The organism is Nissabacter sp. SGAir0207 (assembly GCF_005491205.1).
Taxonomy (GTDB): Bacteria; Pseudomonadota; Gammaproteobacteria; order Enterobacterales; family Enterobacteriaceae; genus Chimaeribacter.
On record NZ_CP028035.1, the window covers coordinates 3079009 to 3093645 of the forward strand.

Annotated in this window: 11 protein-coding genes and 5 tRNA genes; 2 read left to right on the top strand and 14 right to left on the bottom strand. The window is 57.8% G+C overall.

Going from position 1 to position 14637, the window contains the following annotated elements:
* Nucleotides 1–45 precede the first annotated feature (45 nt).
* Nucleotides 46–1335 (top strand): HlyC/CorC family transporter, encoded by a 1290-nt coding sequence (locus tag C1N62_RS13815; RefSeq protein ID WP_168195865.1) that lies wholly within the window; start codon nt 46–48, stop codon nt 1333–1335.
* 64 nt (nt 1336–1399) lie between these two features.
* On the opposite strand, the gene luxS is transcribed toward C1N62_RS13815, so the two are convergent.
* The 14 genes from luxS to pncC all read right to left on the bottom strand — a co-directional run bounded on the left by luxS (nt 1400) and on the right by pncC (nt 11630).
* Nucleotides 1400–1915: an S-ribosylhomocysteine lyase gene (gene luxS, locus C1N62_RS13820; RefSeq protein ID WP_137764177.1), complete on the bottom strand. Its 516-nt coding sequence runs from the start codon at nt 1913–1915 to the stop codon at nt 1400–1402.
* 155 nt (nt 1916–2070) lie between these two features.
* The gene (gene gshA / locus C1N62_RS13825) at nt 2071–3642 is read right to left on the bottom strand and encodes a glutamate--cysteine ligase (protein ID WP_137764178.1); all 1572 of its coding nucleotides are present in this window, start codon (nt 3640–3642) and stop codon (nt 2071–2073) included.
* A 73-nt stretch (nt 3643–3715) separates the two neighbouring features.
* Nucleotides 3716–4144, bottom strand: coding sequence for a YqaA family protein (locus tag C1N62_RS13830; protein WP_137764179.1), 429 nt, complete (start codon nt 4142–4144; stop codon nt 3716–3718).
* The gene (yqaB, locus tag C1N62_RS13835; protein ID WP_137765017.1) at nt 4141–4707 is read right to left on the bottom strand and encodes a fructose-1-phosphate/6-phosphogluconate phosphatase; all 567 of its coding nucleotides are present in this window, start codon (nt 4705–4707) and stop codon (nt 4141–4143) included. The genes C1N62_RS13830 and yqaB overlap by 4 nt, the downstream gene beginning before the upstream one ends.
* Before the next feature lie 462 nt (nt 4708–5169).
* Nucleotides 5170–5246, bottom strand: a tRNA-Arg gene (locus C1N62_RS13840).
* A gap of 58 nt (nt 5247–5304) precedes the next feature.
* Nucleotides 5305–5381, bottom strand: a tRNA-Arg gene (locus C1N62_RS13845).
* Nucleotides 5382–5439: 58 nt separating this feature from the next.
* Nucleotides 5440–5516 (bottom strand) — tRNA-Arg (locus C1N62_RS13850).
* A gap of 64 nt (nt 5517–5580) precedes the next feature.
* A tRNA-Arg gene (locus C1N62_RS13855) sits at nt 5581–5657 on the bottom strand.
* 3 nt (nt 5658–5660) lie between these two features.
* Nucleotides 5661–5753, bottom strand: a tRNA-Ser gene (locus C1N62_RS13860).
* A 306-nt stretch (nt 5754–6059) separates the two neighbouring features.
* Nucleotides 6060–6245 carry a carbon storage regulator CsrA gene (gene csrA / locus C1N62_RS13865; protein ID WP_004091602.1) on the bottom strand — a complete coding sequence of 62 codons (186 nt, stop codon included), beginning with the start codon at nt 6243–6245 and terminating at the stop codon, nt 6060–6062.
* A 256-nt stretch (nt 6246–6501) separates the two neighbouring features.
* Nucleotides 6502–9129 (bottom strand): alanine--tRNA ligase, encoded by a 2628-nt coding sequence (gene alaS / locus C1N62_RS13870; RefSeq protein ID WP_137764180.1) that lies wholly within the window; start codon nt 9127–9129, stop codon nt 6502–6504.
* A gap of 135 nt (nt 9130–9264) precedes the next feature.
* Entirely contained in the window at nt 9265–9855 is a 591-nt protein-coding gene (gene recX, locus C1N62_RS13875; RefSeq protein ID WP_137764181.1) for a recombination regulator RecX, read from the bottom strand.
* 99 nt (nt 9856–9954) lie between these two features.
* Nucleotides 9955–11022 (bottom strand): recombinase RecA, encoded by a 1068-nt coding sequence (gene recA / locus C1N62_RS13880; protein WP_137764182.1) that lies wholly within the window; start codon nt 11020–11022, stop codon nt 9955–9957.
* 113 nt (nt 11023–11135) lie between these two features.
* The gene (gene pncC, locus C1N62_RS13885; RefSeq protein ID WP_137764183.1) at nt 11136–11630 is read right to left on the bottom strand and encodes a nicotinamide-nucleotide amidase; all 495 of its coding nucleotides are present in this window, start codon (nt 11628–11630) and stop codon (nt 11136–11138) included.
* 264 nt (nt 11631–11894) lie between these two features.
* Here pncC and mutS point away from each other — a divergent pair, with 264 nt between their 5' ends.
* Nucleotides 11895–14447 (top strand): DNA mismatch repair protein MutS, encoded by a 2553-nt coding sequence (mutS, locus tag C1N62_RS13890; protein ID WP_137764184.1) that lies wholly within the window; start codon nt 11895–11897, stop codon nt 14445–14447.
* Nucleotides 14448–14637: the final 190 nt, after the last annotated feature.

The window sequence follows — 14637 nt, forward strand, 5'->3', positions numbered from 1 at the left end:
CATTCCCCCACTGGGGGAATTCACACAGCTATAAGGAAGACCGCGTTGGAGCACGTCTCTACAGGCACCCTGATTATTACGCTGGTCATTATGATCATCGTGTCCGCTTACTTTTCTGCCTCTGAAACCGGCATGATGACGCTCAACCGCTACCGGTTGCGCCATCAGGCCAAACAGGGAAACCGTGCCGCCCGCCGGGTAGAGAAACTGCTCAAACAGCCCGATCGCCTGATTAGTCTGGTGCTGATCGGCAACAACCTGGTCAACATCCTCGCCTCGGCGCTGGCAACCATCGTGGGGATGCGCCTGTATGGCGATGCTGGCGTGGCGGTCGCCACCGGTGTGCTGACCTTTGCCGTGCTGCTGTTCGCTGAGGTGCTGCCGAAAACCTTCGCCGCCCTCTACCCGGAGCGCATCGCCTTCTCCAGCAGCTTGCTGCTGATGCCGCTGCAAAAAATCATGCTGCCGCTGGTGTGGATCCTCAATACCCTCTCCCGCCTGCTGATGCGGCTGTTTGGTATCAAGGCCAACCCGCACCTGAGCGACGCGGTGAGCAAGGAGGAGCTGCGCACCATTGTAAATGAGTCACGCTCGCAGATTTCGCGCCGCAATCAGGACATGCTGCTCTCCGTGCTCGATCTGGAGAGCGTTTCGGTGAATGACATCATGGTGCCGCGCAATGAGATTGTCGGCATTGACGTCAATGACGACTGGAAATCGATCATGCGCCAGCTTACGCACTCGCCTCATGGCCGCATCGTGCTCTACCGCGAATCGCTGGATGATGTGATTGGCATGTTGCGCGTGCGCGAAGCCTACCGCCTGATGACCGAGAAGAAGGAGTTCAACAAGGAGAACCTGCTGCGGGCGGCGGATGAGATCTACTTTATCCCTGAGGGCACGCCGCTGAATATCCAGCTGGTGAAGTTCCAGCGCAATAAAGAGAAGGTCGGCATCGTGGTGGATGAGTATGGCGATATCCAGGGGCTGGTCACGGTCGAGGATATTCTGGAGGAGATTGTCGGCGACTTCACCACCTCCATGTCCCCTACCCTGGCGGAGGAGGTCACGCCGCAGAGCGATGGCTCCGTGCTGATTGAGGGCAGTGCCAACGTGCGTGAACTCAACAAGGCTTTCAACTGGAAGCTGCCGGAGGAGGATGCGCGCACCATCAACGGTATGCTGCTGGAGATTCTCGAGGAGATCCCGCCGGTCAATACCCAGATCCGCGTGGAGAACTACGACATCGATATTCTCGACGTGCAGGACAACATGATCAAACAGGTTCGGGTGACGCCGATCCAACCCATCCGCACCAGCGTCGAGCAGTCATAACCGGCGCGACGGCCATAAAAAAAGACGCGTTCAACGCGTCTTTTTTTGTGCCTGCAAAATAGCGCTAGATGTGCAGCTCTTGCAGCTTCTCTTTCGGCAGCGCCAGATCGTCATTGCGGTTAACCACCACATCATGATCCAGGATATGGCGGGCAATCTCTTGCGCCTCATCCAGGGAGTGCATCTGGTAGGTGCCGCACTGGTACTCGTTCAGTTCAGGGATCTGATTCTGTTCGCTGACTTTCAACACGTCTGCCATCGCACCTTTCCAGGCATCGGCCACGCGCTGCTCATCCGGCGTGCCAATCAGGCTCATGTAGAAGCCAGTGCGGCAGCCCATCGGGGAGATGTCGATGATCTCCACGCCATCGCCGTTCAGGTGGTTGCGCATGAAACCTGCGAACAGGTGCTCCAGGGTGTGGATGCCGCGCTCTGGCATCACTTCCAGGTTCGGCCGGCAGAAGCGCAGGTCAAACACGGTGATGGTGTCGCCATGAGGTGTATGCATGGTTTTCGCAACACGGACCGCAGGGGCTGCCATCCGGGTATGATCTACAGTAAAGCTGTCCAGCAGTGGCATCGTGACACCTCCTCTAAGAAAAAAGATATTTTTAGCGAACGAAGGAAACCTTTTCGCATCCAGCGAGTCTGAATTAGTGAAAGACGCGCATTTGTTATCATCATCCCTGTTAGCAGAGATGCATATTTGGCCACAGTGATTGTGGCCTTTTTCTTTTATTTGGCGGCGTTAACCTGTTCCAGGAACGCGTCGAAGCTAAGCGTGTCTGCCGCCTCCAGCGCCTGCTGCCGCTCAAAGGAAGCACGCTGCTCCTCTGTCAGTGTGTCACTGTCCAGAATCTCCAACGGCTCTTCACTCAGCATATGCCGGTACTGCTCGGCCAGCGCCAAGCCAACCTGTTTCAGGCCACCCTCTTTCATAGCCTGCAATATCCGGGCGGAATATGTCAAATCGGGATTGTCGAACGAGGCAACCAGCTCATCACAGACGCCCTGATACTGGCTGTCGCCGTTAAGCTTATCCAGCACTTCCGCCACACGGCGCAGATCGGCAAACAGCGCCTTGCCGACATCCGCCAGCGGCTCGTGGGAGACTTCACAGCCAATGCCGATGGTCTGGCCCGGCTTGCGCCCTTCGAGGATCACGCGGTTCCAGTTTTTGCGGCTGCACAGCAACTCGTCGCTGCTCATCTCTGGCGCATCCGCCAGCGCACACCAGATCAGGAACAGATCCAGGAAGCGGGCCTGCGTCGCATCGACACCCACCGGCGAGAACGGGTTGATGTCGAGGGAGCGTACCTCGATATACTCAATGCCACCGCGCAGCAGGGCGTCAGATGGCGTTTCACCCCGCTTGGTAACGCGTTTCGGACGGATAGGCGCATACAGCTCATTCTCAATCTGCAACACGTTGGTGTTCAGTTGCAGATAGCGGCCATCGCGTTTCACGCCCATCGCGGCATACTCTTCAGACGGCGTGCGGATCGCCTTTTTCAACGCCGTCACATAGGTGTGCAGATCGTTGAAGGTGATGCCGAGGTTATTCTGCGATTTATTGGTGTAGCCCAGATCGCTCAGACGCAGCGAGGTGGCATACGGCAGATAGATCATGCCGTTCTCATCCCGCTCAAATGGCAGGGTGCTCTTGCCCTCGCGCCCCTTCAGGAAAGAGGAGCAGATGGCCGGCGATGCGCCGAACAGATAAGGGATAACCCAGCCAAAGCGGTAGTAGTTTCGGATCAAGCTGAAGTAGCCCGCCGAGATCTCCTCTTTGCCGCTTTCCGCATCTTTCACGCCCAACCGCGCTTGCCAGAAGGAGAGCGGCAGCGAGAAGTTGTAGTGGACGCCAGAGATGATCTGCATCAGGGCACCATAGCGGTTCTTCAGCCCCTCACGGTAGAGGGTCTTCATCTGGCCAATGTTGGATTTTCCATACTGCGCCAGCTCAATATCCTGCTCGTCACCCACGTAGCAAGGCATGCTGAATGGCCACATGCGCTCCTGATCCAGTGTCCGCGCGGTGTGGCGGTGGATATCACGCAGGAAAGCCAGCATGTGATCGATGTCGGCATCGACGGGGGTAATAAACTCTAATAGTGTCTCGGCAAAGTCCGTGGTGATCCACTCATGCGTGAGGGCTGCGCCCAACGCTTCTGGATGGCCAGTCTGGGCCAGTGAGCCATCCGCGTTCACGCGCAATGTCTCACGCTCAATACCGCGGCGAATGCCCTTAATTGCCTCAGGATGCGCTTCCAACCATGAAAGCGCCTTGGATACGTCCGGGATCAAATTGACCTCCCGCTCTCAAAAAACGATAGCGTATAAGCAGGGCAGCCAAGGCGCCCCATTGCTTTAAAGCTGTTCAATGCCACCAGGAAACTCCCTGCACAGTAAACCAGGCTAATGCCGCATAACGCGCCCCTTTGCCAAGGCACAGACAGAGCACCACCGGCAACCAGGGCATACGCAGCCAACCCGCAAACACGCATAACACATCGCCGACTACAGGAACCCAGCTGAGCAGTAGCGCAGCAGGCCCGAAACGGGTCAGCCAGGCCAGGGCCAATTTATGCCCCCGCTGGACTGACGTTGCCGGTAGAAAGCGTCCTATTATTACATTGGTTACGCCGCCCAGCGTGTTACCCACTGTCGCAGACAACACCAGCACCCAAGGCTCGGTATTGCCAGCGGCAAGCAGCGCAACCAATAAAATTTCTGAATTTCCCGGCAACAGGGTTGCACTGAGAAAGCTGCTGCCAAATAACGAGGCAGCCGCCAGTGTGTCACTCACAACGTGCGCACATCCACATAGGCCATATTGGCCCGCCGGGCGGCTTCAATGCCGAAATCAGCATCCTCAAACACCACACAGCGCTCGGGCGCAACGCCCATCAGTGTGGCGCAGCGTAAAAATGTCTCGGGGGCCGGTTTGTGCTCGGTCACGTCATCCGCGCCGACAATGGCCTGAAAACACGCCAGCACGCCCAGATGGCGCAGCAGCGCTTCCGCCATGGCGTGCTCACTGCCCGTGCCGACCGCCATAGGCCGGCGCCCGTGGTAGGCTTTCACCACTTCCAGCAGCGGCAGCGGTTGCACGCTGTCAAACAGCATCTCTTTCACCGCAGCGGTCTTCTCCGCCGCCAGCTGATGTGCATCCAGATCCGCCTGATGAGTGGCAATAATGGTTTCGGCAACCCGCCAGGTGGGCGAGCCATTCAGTGCCGCCAGGCTCTCGGCATCATAGTGCATGCCATAACGTGACAAGACATGGTCCCAGGCTTTGCGGTGTGTCGGCTCGGTATCCAATATGGTGCCATCCATATCAAATATCAGTCCTTCGTAACGATCGTACATCATGTACTCCGCATTCACTGAAAAGAGAAAAAACTACTTTAGCTGAAACTCTTTTGAATGTCGCATGTTGGTTAATTGACGGTAGCGAAGTGGCACAGACAATCAATCAGTGAAAATAGGTCGGCATTAAAAAAATCCCTATAAAACAGAAAACAACCTGAACCCACGGCGGAATCTGGCGTTTTAATCACCACTTAACATGATGAAATTTCGGAATAAACGGGATTTATTTTTATTGGAAAATCAGAGCTGGCGACAGCGGAAAGAGTGGCTGGAAAAGTGAAGAAAACCGGCAATCAGCGAGTGGCCGTGAAGCGATCTGGCAGTAGCCAAGCGCAATAGATAAGATATGTTTTAGTAATGCACCGAGCCAGCGAAAGATGAGCTGTGCTGATGGAGCCATTCAGAAGTAAGGTGCGTATTGGTGCGGGTAGAACGAAAGGGGAATCAATACAGGGAAAATGGTGCATCCAGGAGGATTCGAACCTCCGACCGCTCGGTTCGTAGCCGAGTACTCTATCCAGCTGAGCTATGGATGCATTAATAGGTTTTTTTACTGCTGGCCTTTACCGAAAAGTCATTCGACAAAAGCAAAGATGGTGCATCCAGGAGGATTCGAACCTCCGACCGCTCGGTTCGTAGCCGAGTACTCTATCCAGCTGAGCTATGGATGCATTGGTAGGTTTTTTACTGCCAGCCCTTACCGATAAGTATATTCGATAAAAGCAAAGATGGTGCATCCAGGAGGATTCGAACCTCCGACCGCTCGGTTCGTAGCCGAGTACTCTATCCAGCTGAGCTATGGATGCAACGGAATTACTTTCTTTGATACTGTATGGTATTGCTATTACCACATCACCATACTGTAGAATATGGTGCATCCAGGAGGATTCGAACCTCCGACCGCTCGGTTCGTAGCCGAGTACTCTATCCAGCTGAGCTATGGATGCAAATGGCGGTGAGGGAGGGATTCGAACCCTCGATGCAGCTTTTGACCGCATACTCCCTTAGCAGGGGAGCGCCTTCAGCCTCTCGGCCACCTCACCTTACGCCTCTTTCGAGTTGCGCTGACTAACTTTTTGAAAGCTCATCGTCGCTGCGTGGCGCACATATTACTTTCCCGGCTTTATAAGTCAAACCCTTTTTTTTCATCTCATGCGCGTTTGGGCAAAACATGCCCAATATGGGCACTTTAAAGACAAAATGGTTTTTTTATCAACGCAAAAAGGGCATAACCATAAGAATTGAGAAGCGGCAGGAAGGGTAAAAAGAGACAAGAAAAGGTAGCCGACAGGCAGAAAGCGGAGGGAAAAAGTGACTGGCGCCTCGCTTCCCGCGTGACGCCGGTTGAATTAGTAGGTCGTTTGCTGGGACTTTTCAGCTTGAATGCGTTGGTAGATTTCCTCGCGATGGACAGAAACCTCTTTGGGGGCGTTGACACCAATACGTACCTGGTTACCTTTCACCCCTAATACAGTGACAGTCACCTCATCGCCAATCATGAGGGTTTCACCAACTCGACGAGTCAGAATAAGCATTCTTTGCTCCTTGAAAGATTGTAAGAGTCGGGTCTCTCGGTTTCCCCGCCATTATCCATCATATACCGTGAAAACGTAAACCATGCGACTGCATTAACTATAAGTTAGTGTCAGGGCACCCACGTCATCTCTGTTCAGTTTAGCCGAATTCGGCAGGTTTGTGGCGGCAGCCCAAGTACCCTATCCCTGGTGAAAATAAAAACGCCATAACGCGCAACGCGTTATGGCGTATCAATGAACCTGAATTATGACAAAATTATAATTTGTCTTCTACCCAGGCGGTGACACTCTCCAGCGCTGCTGGCAGGGCATTGACGTCATTGCCGCCCGCCTGTGCCATATCCGGGCGGCCACCGCCCTTACCGCCCACCTGCTGGGCGATAAAGCCAATCAGCTCGCCTGCTTTCACGCGGTCAGTCAGGTCTTTGGTCACGCCAGCGATCAGGCTGACTTTGCCCTCTGCCGCCGTTGCCAGCACAATCACCGCGGAACCGAGCTGGTTTTTCAGATCGTCCACCATGGTGCGCAGCATCTTCGGCTCGACGTTGTCCAGCTTGCTTACCAACAACTGCGTGCCCTTCACCGTTTTGGCGTTGGAAGAGAGCGAGGCGCTCTCCTGCGCCGCCTGCTGGTCTTTCAGCTGTTGCAGCTCTTTCTCCAGCTGGCGCGAACGCTCAATCAGCGCACGCACTTTGTCAGAGACGGTGTTGGCATCGCCCTTCACCAGATAGGAGATGCTGTGCAGCAGATCGGTCTCCTGGTGCAGGGTGGCGATAGCCCCCTCCCCGGTCACTGCTTCGATACGGCGGATGCCCGCAGCGGTGCCAGACTCGCTCTGGATGCGGAACAGGCCGATGTCGCCGGTGCGGCTGGCGTGGGTGCCGCCGCACAGCTCGGTAGAGAAGTCGCCCATGCTCAGTACACGCACATGGTCTTCATACTTCTCGCCGAACAGCGCCATTGCGCCTTTCGCTTTCGCCTCTTCCAGCGCCATGATCTGGGTTTCCACCGGCAGGTTGCGGCGGATCTGGGCGTTGACGATATCCTCTACCGCGCGAATCTCTTCCGGCTTCATCGCTTCGAAGTGAGAGAAGTCGAAACGCAGGTACTTATCGTTAACCAGCGAGCCTTTCTGGCCGACGTGCTCACCCAGCACCTGACGCAGTGTCGCGTGCAGCAGGTGGGTTGCCGAGTGGTTCAGACGGATGCGGTTGCGGCGCGCCACGTCCACACGGGCTTCCACGGCATCATTGATGCTCAGGGTACCCTGGCTCAGCACGCCCTGATGGCCGATAGCCTGGCCATACTTCTGGGTGTCGATGACATCGAACTCAGCGGCGGCAGTACGCAGCTGGCCCTTGTCGCCCACCTGGCCGCCGGACTCGGCGTAGAAGGGCGTCTCATCCAGAACGATGACCGCGTTGTCGCCAGCGTTGATGGTGTCCACCGGCTGGCCGTCACGGTAGAGGGCCACGACTTTCGCTTGCAGATCCAGCTGGTCATAACCCAGGAACTGGGTGCTGCCATCCACGCGGATCAGGCTGTTGTAGTCCGCGCCAAAGCCGCTGGACTCACGGGCACGGCGACGTTGCTGCTCCATCGCCTGATTGAAGCCCTCTTCGTCAACCTTCAGGTTGCGCTCACGGCACACGTCCGCTGTCAGATCCAGTGGGAAGCCGTAGGTGTCATACAGGCGGAAGGCGGTTTCGCCATCCAGCGTATCGCCTTGCAGGTTAGCCAGCACGTCATCCAGCAGCGCCAGACCGCGCTCCAGGGTACGGGCGAACTGCTCCTCTTCGGTCTTCAGCACCTGCTCCACCAGCGCCTGCTGGCGTTGCAGCTCTTCTGCCGCCGGGCCCATTACCGCAATCAGCGGGGCCACCAGCTTATAGAAGAAGGTCTCTTTCGCGCCTAGCATGTTGCCGTGGCGGATGGCGCGGCGAATGATGCGGCGCAGCACATAGCCACGGTTTTCATTCGACGGAATGACGCCATCAGAGATTAGGAAGGCACAGGAGCGGATGTGGTCCGCGATTACGCGCAGGGATTTGTTATCCAGATCGGTGGCGCCAGTGACGTCCGCCACTGCCTTGATCAGGGTTTTGAACAGGTCGATCTCATAGTTGGAGTTCACATGCTGCAATACCGCGGCAATACGCTCCAGGCCCATGCCGGTATCCACGGAGGGTTTCGGCAGCGGTTCCATGGTGCCATCGGCCTGGCGGTTAAACTGCATGAAGACCACGTTCCAGATCTCGATATAGCGGTCGCCATCCTCATCCGGGCTGCCCGGCGGGCCGCCAGCGATGTGATCGCCGTGATCAAAGAAGATCTCGGTGCACGGGCCGCATGGGCCGGTGTCGCCCATCTGCCAGAAGTTGTCAGAGGCGTAAGGCTTGCCCTTGTTGTCGCCGATGCGGATGATGCGCTCTTGCGGCACGCCAATCTCTTTCAGCCAGATGTCATAGGCTTCGTCATCGGTTTCATAGACGGTGACCCACAGGCGCTCTTTCGGCAGGGCGAACCAGTTTTCGCCGGTCAGCAGCTCCCAGGCGTACTGGATGGCGTCATGCTTGAAGTAGTCGCCGAAGCTGAAGTTGCCCAGCATCTCAAAGAAGGTGTGGTGACGCGCGGTGTAACCCACATTTTCGAGGTCATTATGCTTACCGCCCGCACGCACGCAGCGCTGTGAGGTCGTGGCGCGCGAATAGGCGCGCTTGTCCAGGCCAAGGAAAACGTCCTTGAATTGGTTCATCCCGGCGTTGGTAAACAGCAGCGTCGGGTCGTTGTTGGGCACCAGCGAGCTGCTTGATACAACTTGGTGTCCTTTGCTCTGGAAGAAATCGAGAAACGCTTGACGGATCTCAGCGGTGCTCTTGCTCATAAATGTCCCGGAATCAGGCTAGAAGAACGGCCCGTAAGCTCCCTGCCCTACATCCTGACGCGGGCAAACAGCTTACGAACAAAAAGTGGGAATAAGATAAAATTTCTTCACTGGGAAGTAAAATCCAGTATGCGCTCAATCCTCAAAATCGCGATAAATCGACTGGATCTCCTCCTGGAAGAAGCCGCGATACTGCAAAAAGCGCTGAACCTTCGCTTTCTCCTTCCACTCCGTCGGCAGGCGGTCGCCAAACTTGCGCTGCGCCAGTTCGCGCGCCTGCTGGCACCAGTCCACCTCACTCTCCTCAAAGCCGACATTGATGGTCTCTTTTGCCACTTTCTTCTGCACCAGTTCGGAACGGATGCGTTGCGGCCCATACCCCCTGCGGCTGCGGCTATTGATATAGCTGCGGGTAAAACGCTGGTCATCCAGGTATTGATGCGTCAGGCAGTAGTCGATGATCTGCTCGACCAACTGTGGATCAATCTCCTCCACTGGCACCGGCGCGGGCAGCGGCTGGGGCTTGGCATCCTCATCATCAGAGGGGCGACGTGAGGCGCGGGAGAACGAGGGTTGGCGCGGCTTGAACACCGGCGGCGTCTCCAGCTTGCGGCGCAGCTCTGACTCGCTGTGGTCACGCTGGGCCAGCAGACGCATGGCGCGCGCCAGCAGGGTATTGAGCTGCTCTTTTTCGCTGCGGGCAGGTGGGGGGGATTGATTGCTCATCGGCATCTCCTCGGTGGGATGGCGGCGACCATCCGATCAGCAGATAAAAAAACAGCCAGAGTGCTTTCGCACCCTGGCTGGTTCAACGCGGATTATCGATTAAAACTCTTCGCTCATCTCTGCGCCGTCGTCATCGAAGGCTTCAGAGGCGGACGCGTTGGCGGTCTCACCGTTGGTGGTCAGCAGCAGCTCACGCAGCTTCTTGTCCAGCTCGGCGGCGATGGCCGGGTTCTCTTTCAGGTAGTTGCAGGCGTTGGCCTTGCCCTGACCGATCTTGTCACCGTTGTAGCTGTACCAGGCACCGGCTTTCTCCACCAGTTTGTGTTTCACGCCCAGGTCAATCAGCTCGCCGTTGATGTTGATCCCTTCGCCATACATGATCTGGAACTCAGCCTGCTTGAACGGTGCAGCCACTTTGTTCTTGACCACTTTCACGCGGGTTTCGCTCCCGACCACGACGTCGCCCTCTTTGATGGCGCCGATGCGGCGGATATCAAGACGCACGGAGGCGTAGAACTTCAGCGCGTTACCGCCGGTGGTGGTCTCTGGGTTACCAAACATCACACCGATCTTCATACGGATCTGGTTGATGAAGATCAGCAGGGTATTGGCCTGCTTCAGGTTACCGGCCAGCTTACGCATCGCCTGGCTCATCATACGGGCCGCCAGACCCATGTGGGAGTCACCGATCTCACCTTCGATCTCCGCTTTCGGCGTCAGGGCCGCCACGGAGTCAACGATGATGACGTCAACCGCACCAGAGCGGGTCAGGGCGTCACAGATCTCCAGCGCCTGCTCACCGGTGTCCGGCTGGGAGCAGAGCAGGTTGTCGATGTCTACGCCCAGCTTTTTGGCATAGATCGGGTCCAGGGCGTGCTCGGCGTCGATGAAGGCACAGGTTTTGCCTTCACGCTGCGCGGCAGCGATCACCTGCAGGGTCAGCGTGGTTTTACCCGAGGATTCAGGCCCGTAGATCTCAACGATACGACCCATCGGTAAACCACCCGCACCCAATGCAATATCAAGCGACAGAGAACCGGTAGAGATCGTTTCCACGTCCATAGAGCGATCTTCACCGAGGCGCATGATGGAGCCTTTGCCAAATTGCTTCTCAATTTGACCCAGTGCTGCAGCTAACGCCTTTTGCTTATTCTCATCAATAGCCATGTTAACTCCTCTCGGACAGTGCAAGGTCATCACCCCGGGACTGTCACTGATTGTAATTTGGTGTGCCGGAAAACGAGATGAATTATACTGTATACGCATACAGTACCACAAGCTTATTTTTCCAGAAATTCATCAAGTAGGGATTGCAAAGCGAAAACAGCGGCTTGCATTCTGACCGCCTCGCGGTCACCGGAAAAGTGCTGCTCAAAGGCCAGGATCTGCCCCTCTTCCGCCGCCAGCCCGAACCATACGGTGCCGACCGGTTTGGCCTCACTGCCGCCGCCGGGGCCAGCAATGCCGCTGATGGCGACGGCATAATCCGCGCCAGCCGCCTTCAACGCGCCGAAGGCCATTTCACGCACCACCGCCTCGCTGACTGCGCCATAACTGCTGAGTGTCTCTTCCGCCACCCCCAGCATCTCATGCTTGGCGGTGTTGCTATAGGTCACAAAGCCGCGGTCAAACCATGCTGAGCTGCCGGCAATATCAGTAATGGATTTCGCCACCAGCCCACCGGTGCAAGACTCTGCACAGGTGACCCATGCCTCCTGTTGTTGCAGGCGCTCTCCCAGCCGCACGCTTAGCGCATGCAAGGTTTTTTCGCTCATGACGTATCCTGTCGTTGAAGAGGGTAAGTGGGTCCAATGTTAGCACTTCTCAAGGGAAGCATGAGCGATAGTGCGCTTTTTTGCGAGACGTACCGAAGGAGCAAATGAAAACCCCGTCGGATTGATGCGGATGCGTTTTCAACCCTCGGGCCACCTGTTAACATCACGTCACTTTGAGCAAGGGCACCCTTGCCGGTTCCCCTCTTTTCGTCAGTCCGTCGTTGTCCCTGCGGCGCAGACCCAACCTAATTTGCAGTGAAGACTATGGAACATAACGCTTACGTAGACCACACCCCGATGATGCAGCAGTACCTGCGCCTGAAGGCCGACCATCCCGACATCCTGCTGTTCTACCGCATGGGTGACTTCTACGAGCTCTTCTTTGACGATGCCCGGCGCGCCTCGCAGCTGCTGGATATCTCCCTGACCAAGCGCGGGCAGTCGGCGGGCGAGCCGATCCCGATGGCCGGTGTGCCGCACCACGCGGTGGAGAACTATCTGGCGAAGCTGGTGCAGTTGGGTGAGTCAGTGGCGATTTGCGAGCAGATCGGCGACCCGGCCACCACCAAGGGGCCGGTGGAGCGCAAGGTGGTGCGGATCGTCACCCCCGGCACCGTCAGTGACGAGGCACTGCTCAAAGAGCGGCAGGACAACCTGCTGGCCGCCATCTGGCGCGATGGGCGCGGCTATGGCTACGCCACGCTCGATATCAGCTCCGGGCGCTTCCAGGTGGTGGAGCCTGCCGACAGCGAGACGATGGCGGCAGAGCTACAGCGCTCCAACCCGGCCGAGTTGCTCTACCCGGAGGAGTTCCCGGAGATGGCGCTGATTGAGCAGCGCCACGGCCTGCGCCGTCGCCCGATCTGGGAGTTCGAACTGGAGACGGCGCGCCAGCAGCTCAACCTGCAATTTGGCACCCGTGACCTGACCGGCTTTGGCGTTGAGCAGGCCACGCAGGCGCTGCGGGCGGCTGGCTGCCTGCTCCAGTACGTGAAAGATACCCAGCGCACCTCCCTGCCCCACATCCGTGGGCTGACGATGGAGCGCCAGCAGGATGGCATCATCATGGATGCCGCCACGCGCCGCAATCTGGAGCTGACGCAGAACCTGGCCGGCGGCACCGACAACACGCTGGCGGCCATTCTGGATCGCTGCGTCACGCCAATGGGCAGCCGGATGCTCAAGCGCTGGCTGCACATGCCAAGCCGCAACCGTACCCTGCTGACCCAGCGCCAGCAGGCGATTGCGGCGTTGCAGGAGGCGGCGGAAGATCTGCAACCCCTGCTGCGTCAGGTGGGCGATCTGGAGCGCATTCTGGCCCGTCTGGCGCTGCGCAGCGCCCGCCCGCGCGATCTGGCGCGGATGCGCTTTGCCTTGCAGCAGTTGCCGGAGATTCGCGAAGTGATGGCCCCGCTGACGGCCGGACACCTGCCAGCGCTGCAAGAGAGCGCCGGGGAGTTCACCGAACTGGTGGCACTGCTGGAGCGGGCGATCATTGAGTCACCGCCAGTGCTGGTGCGTGACGGCGGCGTGATCGCGCCCGGCTACCATGCGGAGCTGGATGAGTGGCGCGCGCTGGCAGACGGCGCGACGGACTACCTCGACCAGCTGGAGATCCGTGAGCGTGAGAAGCTGGGCCTCGATACGCTGAAGGTCGGCTTCAACGGCGTGCATGGCTACTTCATTCAGGTCAGCCGTGGCCAGAGCCATCTGGTGCCGATGCACTATGTGCGCCGCCAGACGCTGAAAAATGCCGAGCGCTACATTATCCCAGAGCTGAAGGAGTATGAGGACAAGGTGCTCACCTCCAAAGGCAAGGCACTGTCACTTGAGAAGGCGCTCTACGAGGAGCTGTTCGACCTGCTGCTGCCGCACCTGCCCGCGTTGCAGCAGAGCGCGGCCGCGCTGGCAGAGCTGGACGTGCTGTGCAATTTGGCGGAGCGCGCCGAAGCGCTGAACTACCACTGCCCGACCCTGAGCGACCAGCCCGGCATCAAAATCAGCGGGGGCCGCCACCCGGTGGTGGAGCAGGTACTGAAAGATCCCTTCATCTCCAACCCGCTGGCCCTCTCCCCGGCGCGCCGCCTGCTGATCATCACCGGCCCGAACATGGGCGGCAAGAGCACCTACATGCGTCAGGCGGCGCTGATTGTGTTGCTGGCGCACATTGGCAGCTTTGTGCCGGCGGATGGCGCGGTCATTGGGCCGGTTGACCGCATCTTTACCCGCGTCGGCGCGGCGGATGATCTGGCCTCCGGCCGCTCCACCTTCATGGTGGAGATGACGGAGACCGCCAACATCCTGCATAACGCCACCGAGAACAGTCTGGTGCTGATGGATGAGATTGGCCGTGGCACCTCCACCTACGATGGCCTGTCGCTGGCCTGGGCCTGCGCCGAGAACCTGGCGAGCCGCATCAAGGCGATGACGCTATTTGCCACCCACTACTTCGAGCTGACCACCCTACCCGAGAAGATGGAGGGGGTGGTCAACATCCATCTGGACGCGGTGGAGCACGGCGACACCATCGCCTTCATGCACAATGTGCAGGAGGGTGCGGCCAGCAAAAGTTATGGTCTGGCCGTCGCCTCGCTGGCGGGTGTCCCGCGTGATGTCATTAAACGCGCGCGGCAGAAGCTGAGGGAGCTGGAGAGCCTCTCCAACCATGCGGCGGGCAGCCACGTGGATAGCGCGCAGCTGACGCTACTGAGTGAGGAGACCTCACCGGCCGTGGAGGCGCTGGAGGCTTTGGATCCTGACTCCCTGTCGCCCAAGCAGGCGCTGGAGTGGATCTACCGGCTGAAAAATATGGTGTAGCAAGGATCGATCCTGGCGGGCGGCGATCGCGATCCGCCCGATCCCCACGGATCGTTTGGAAGAGGCGTTGGGTGAACGATCGTCTGTGGTCACCAACGTACAGGCGAAAAAAAAACGGTGGGCAAGGCCCACCGTTTTGCTTTCTTTTTCAATGAATCATTAACATCCTGAGCAGGTTAATGATTCACGG

What these genes read in the sequence shown, in the direction of transcription:
- luxS (WP_137764177.1), bottom strand. Translation starts at nt 1,915, where the DNA reads ATGCCACTGCTGGACAGCTTTACTGTAGATCATACCCGGATGGCAGCC.
- yqaB (WP_137765017.1), bottom strand. Translation starts at nt 4,707, where the DNA reads ATGTACGATCGTTACGAAGGACTGATATTTGATATGGATGGCACCATA.
- csrA (WP_004091602.1), bottom strand. Translation starts at nt 6,245, where the DNA reads ATGCTTATTCTGACTCGTCGAGTTGGTGAAACCCTCATGATTGGCGAT.
- alaS (WP_137764180.1), bottom strand. Translation starts at nt 9,129, where the DNA reads ATGAGCAAGAGCACCGCTGAGATCCGTCAAGCGTTTCTCGATTTCTTC.
- recX (WP_137764181.1), bottom strand. Translation starts at nt 9,855, where the DNA reads ATGAGCAATCAATCCCCCCCACCTGCCCGCAGCGAAAAAGAGCAGCTC.
- recA (WP_137764182.1), bottom strand. Translation starts at nt 11,022, where the DNA reads ATGGCTATTGATGAGAATAAGCAAAAGGCGTTAGCTGCAGCACTGGGT.
- pncC (WP_137764183.1), bottom strand. Translation starts at nt 11,630, where the DNA reads ATGAGCGAAAAAACCTTGCATGCGCTAAGCGTGCGGCTGGGAGAGCGC.
- mutS (WP_137764184.1), top strand. Translation starts at nt 11,895, where the DNA reads ATGGAACATAACGCTTACGTAGACCACACCCCGATGATGCAGCAGTAC.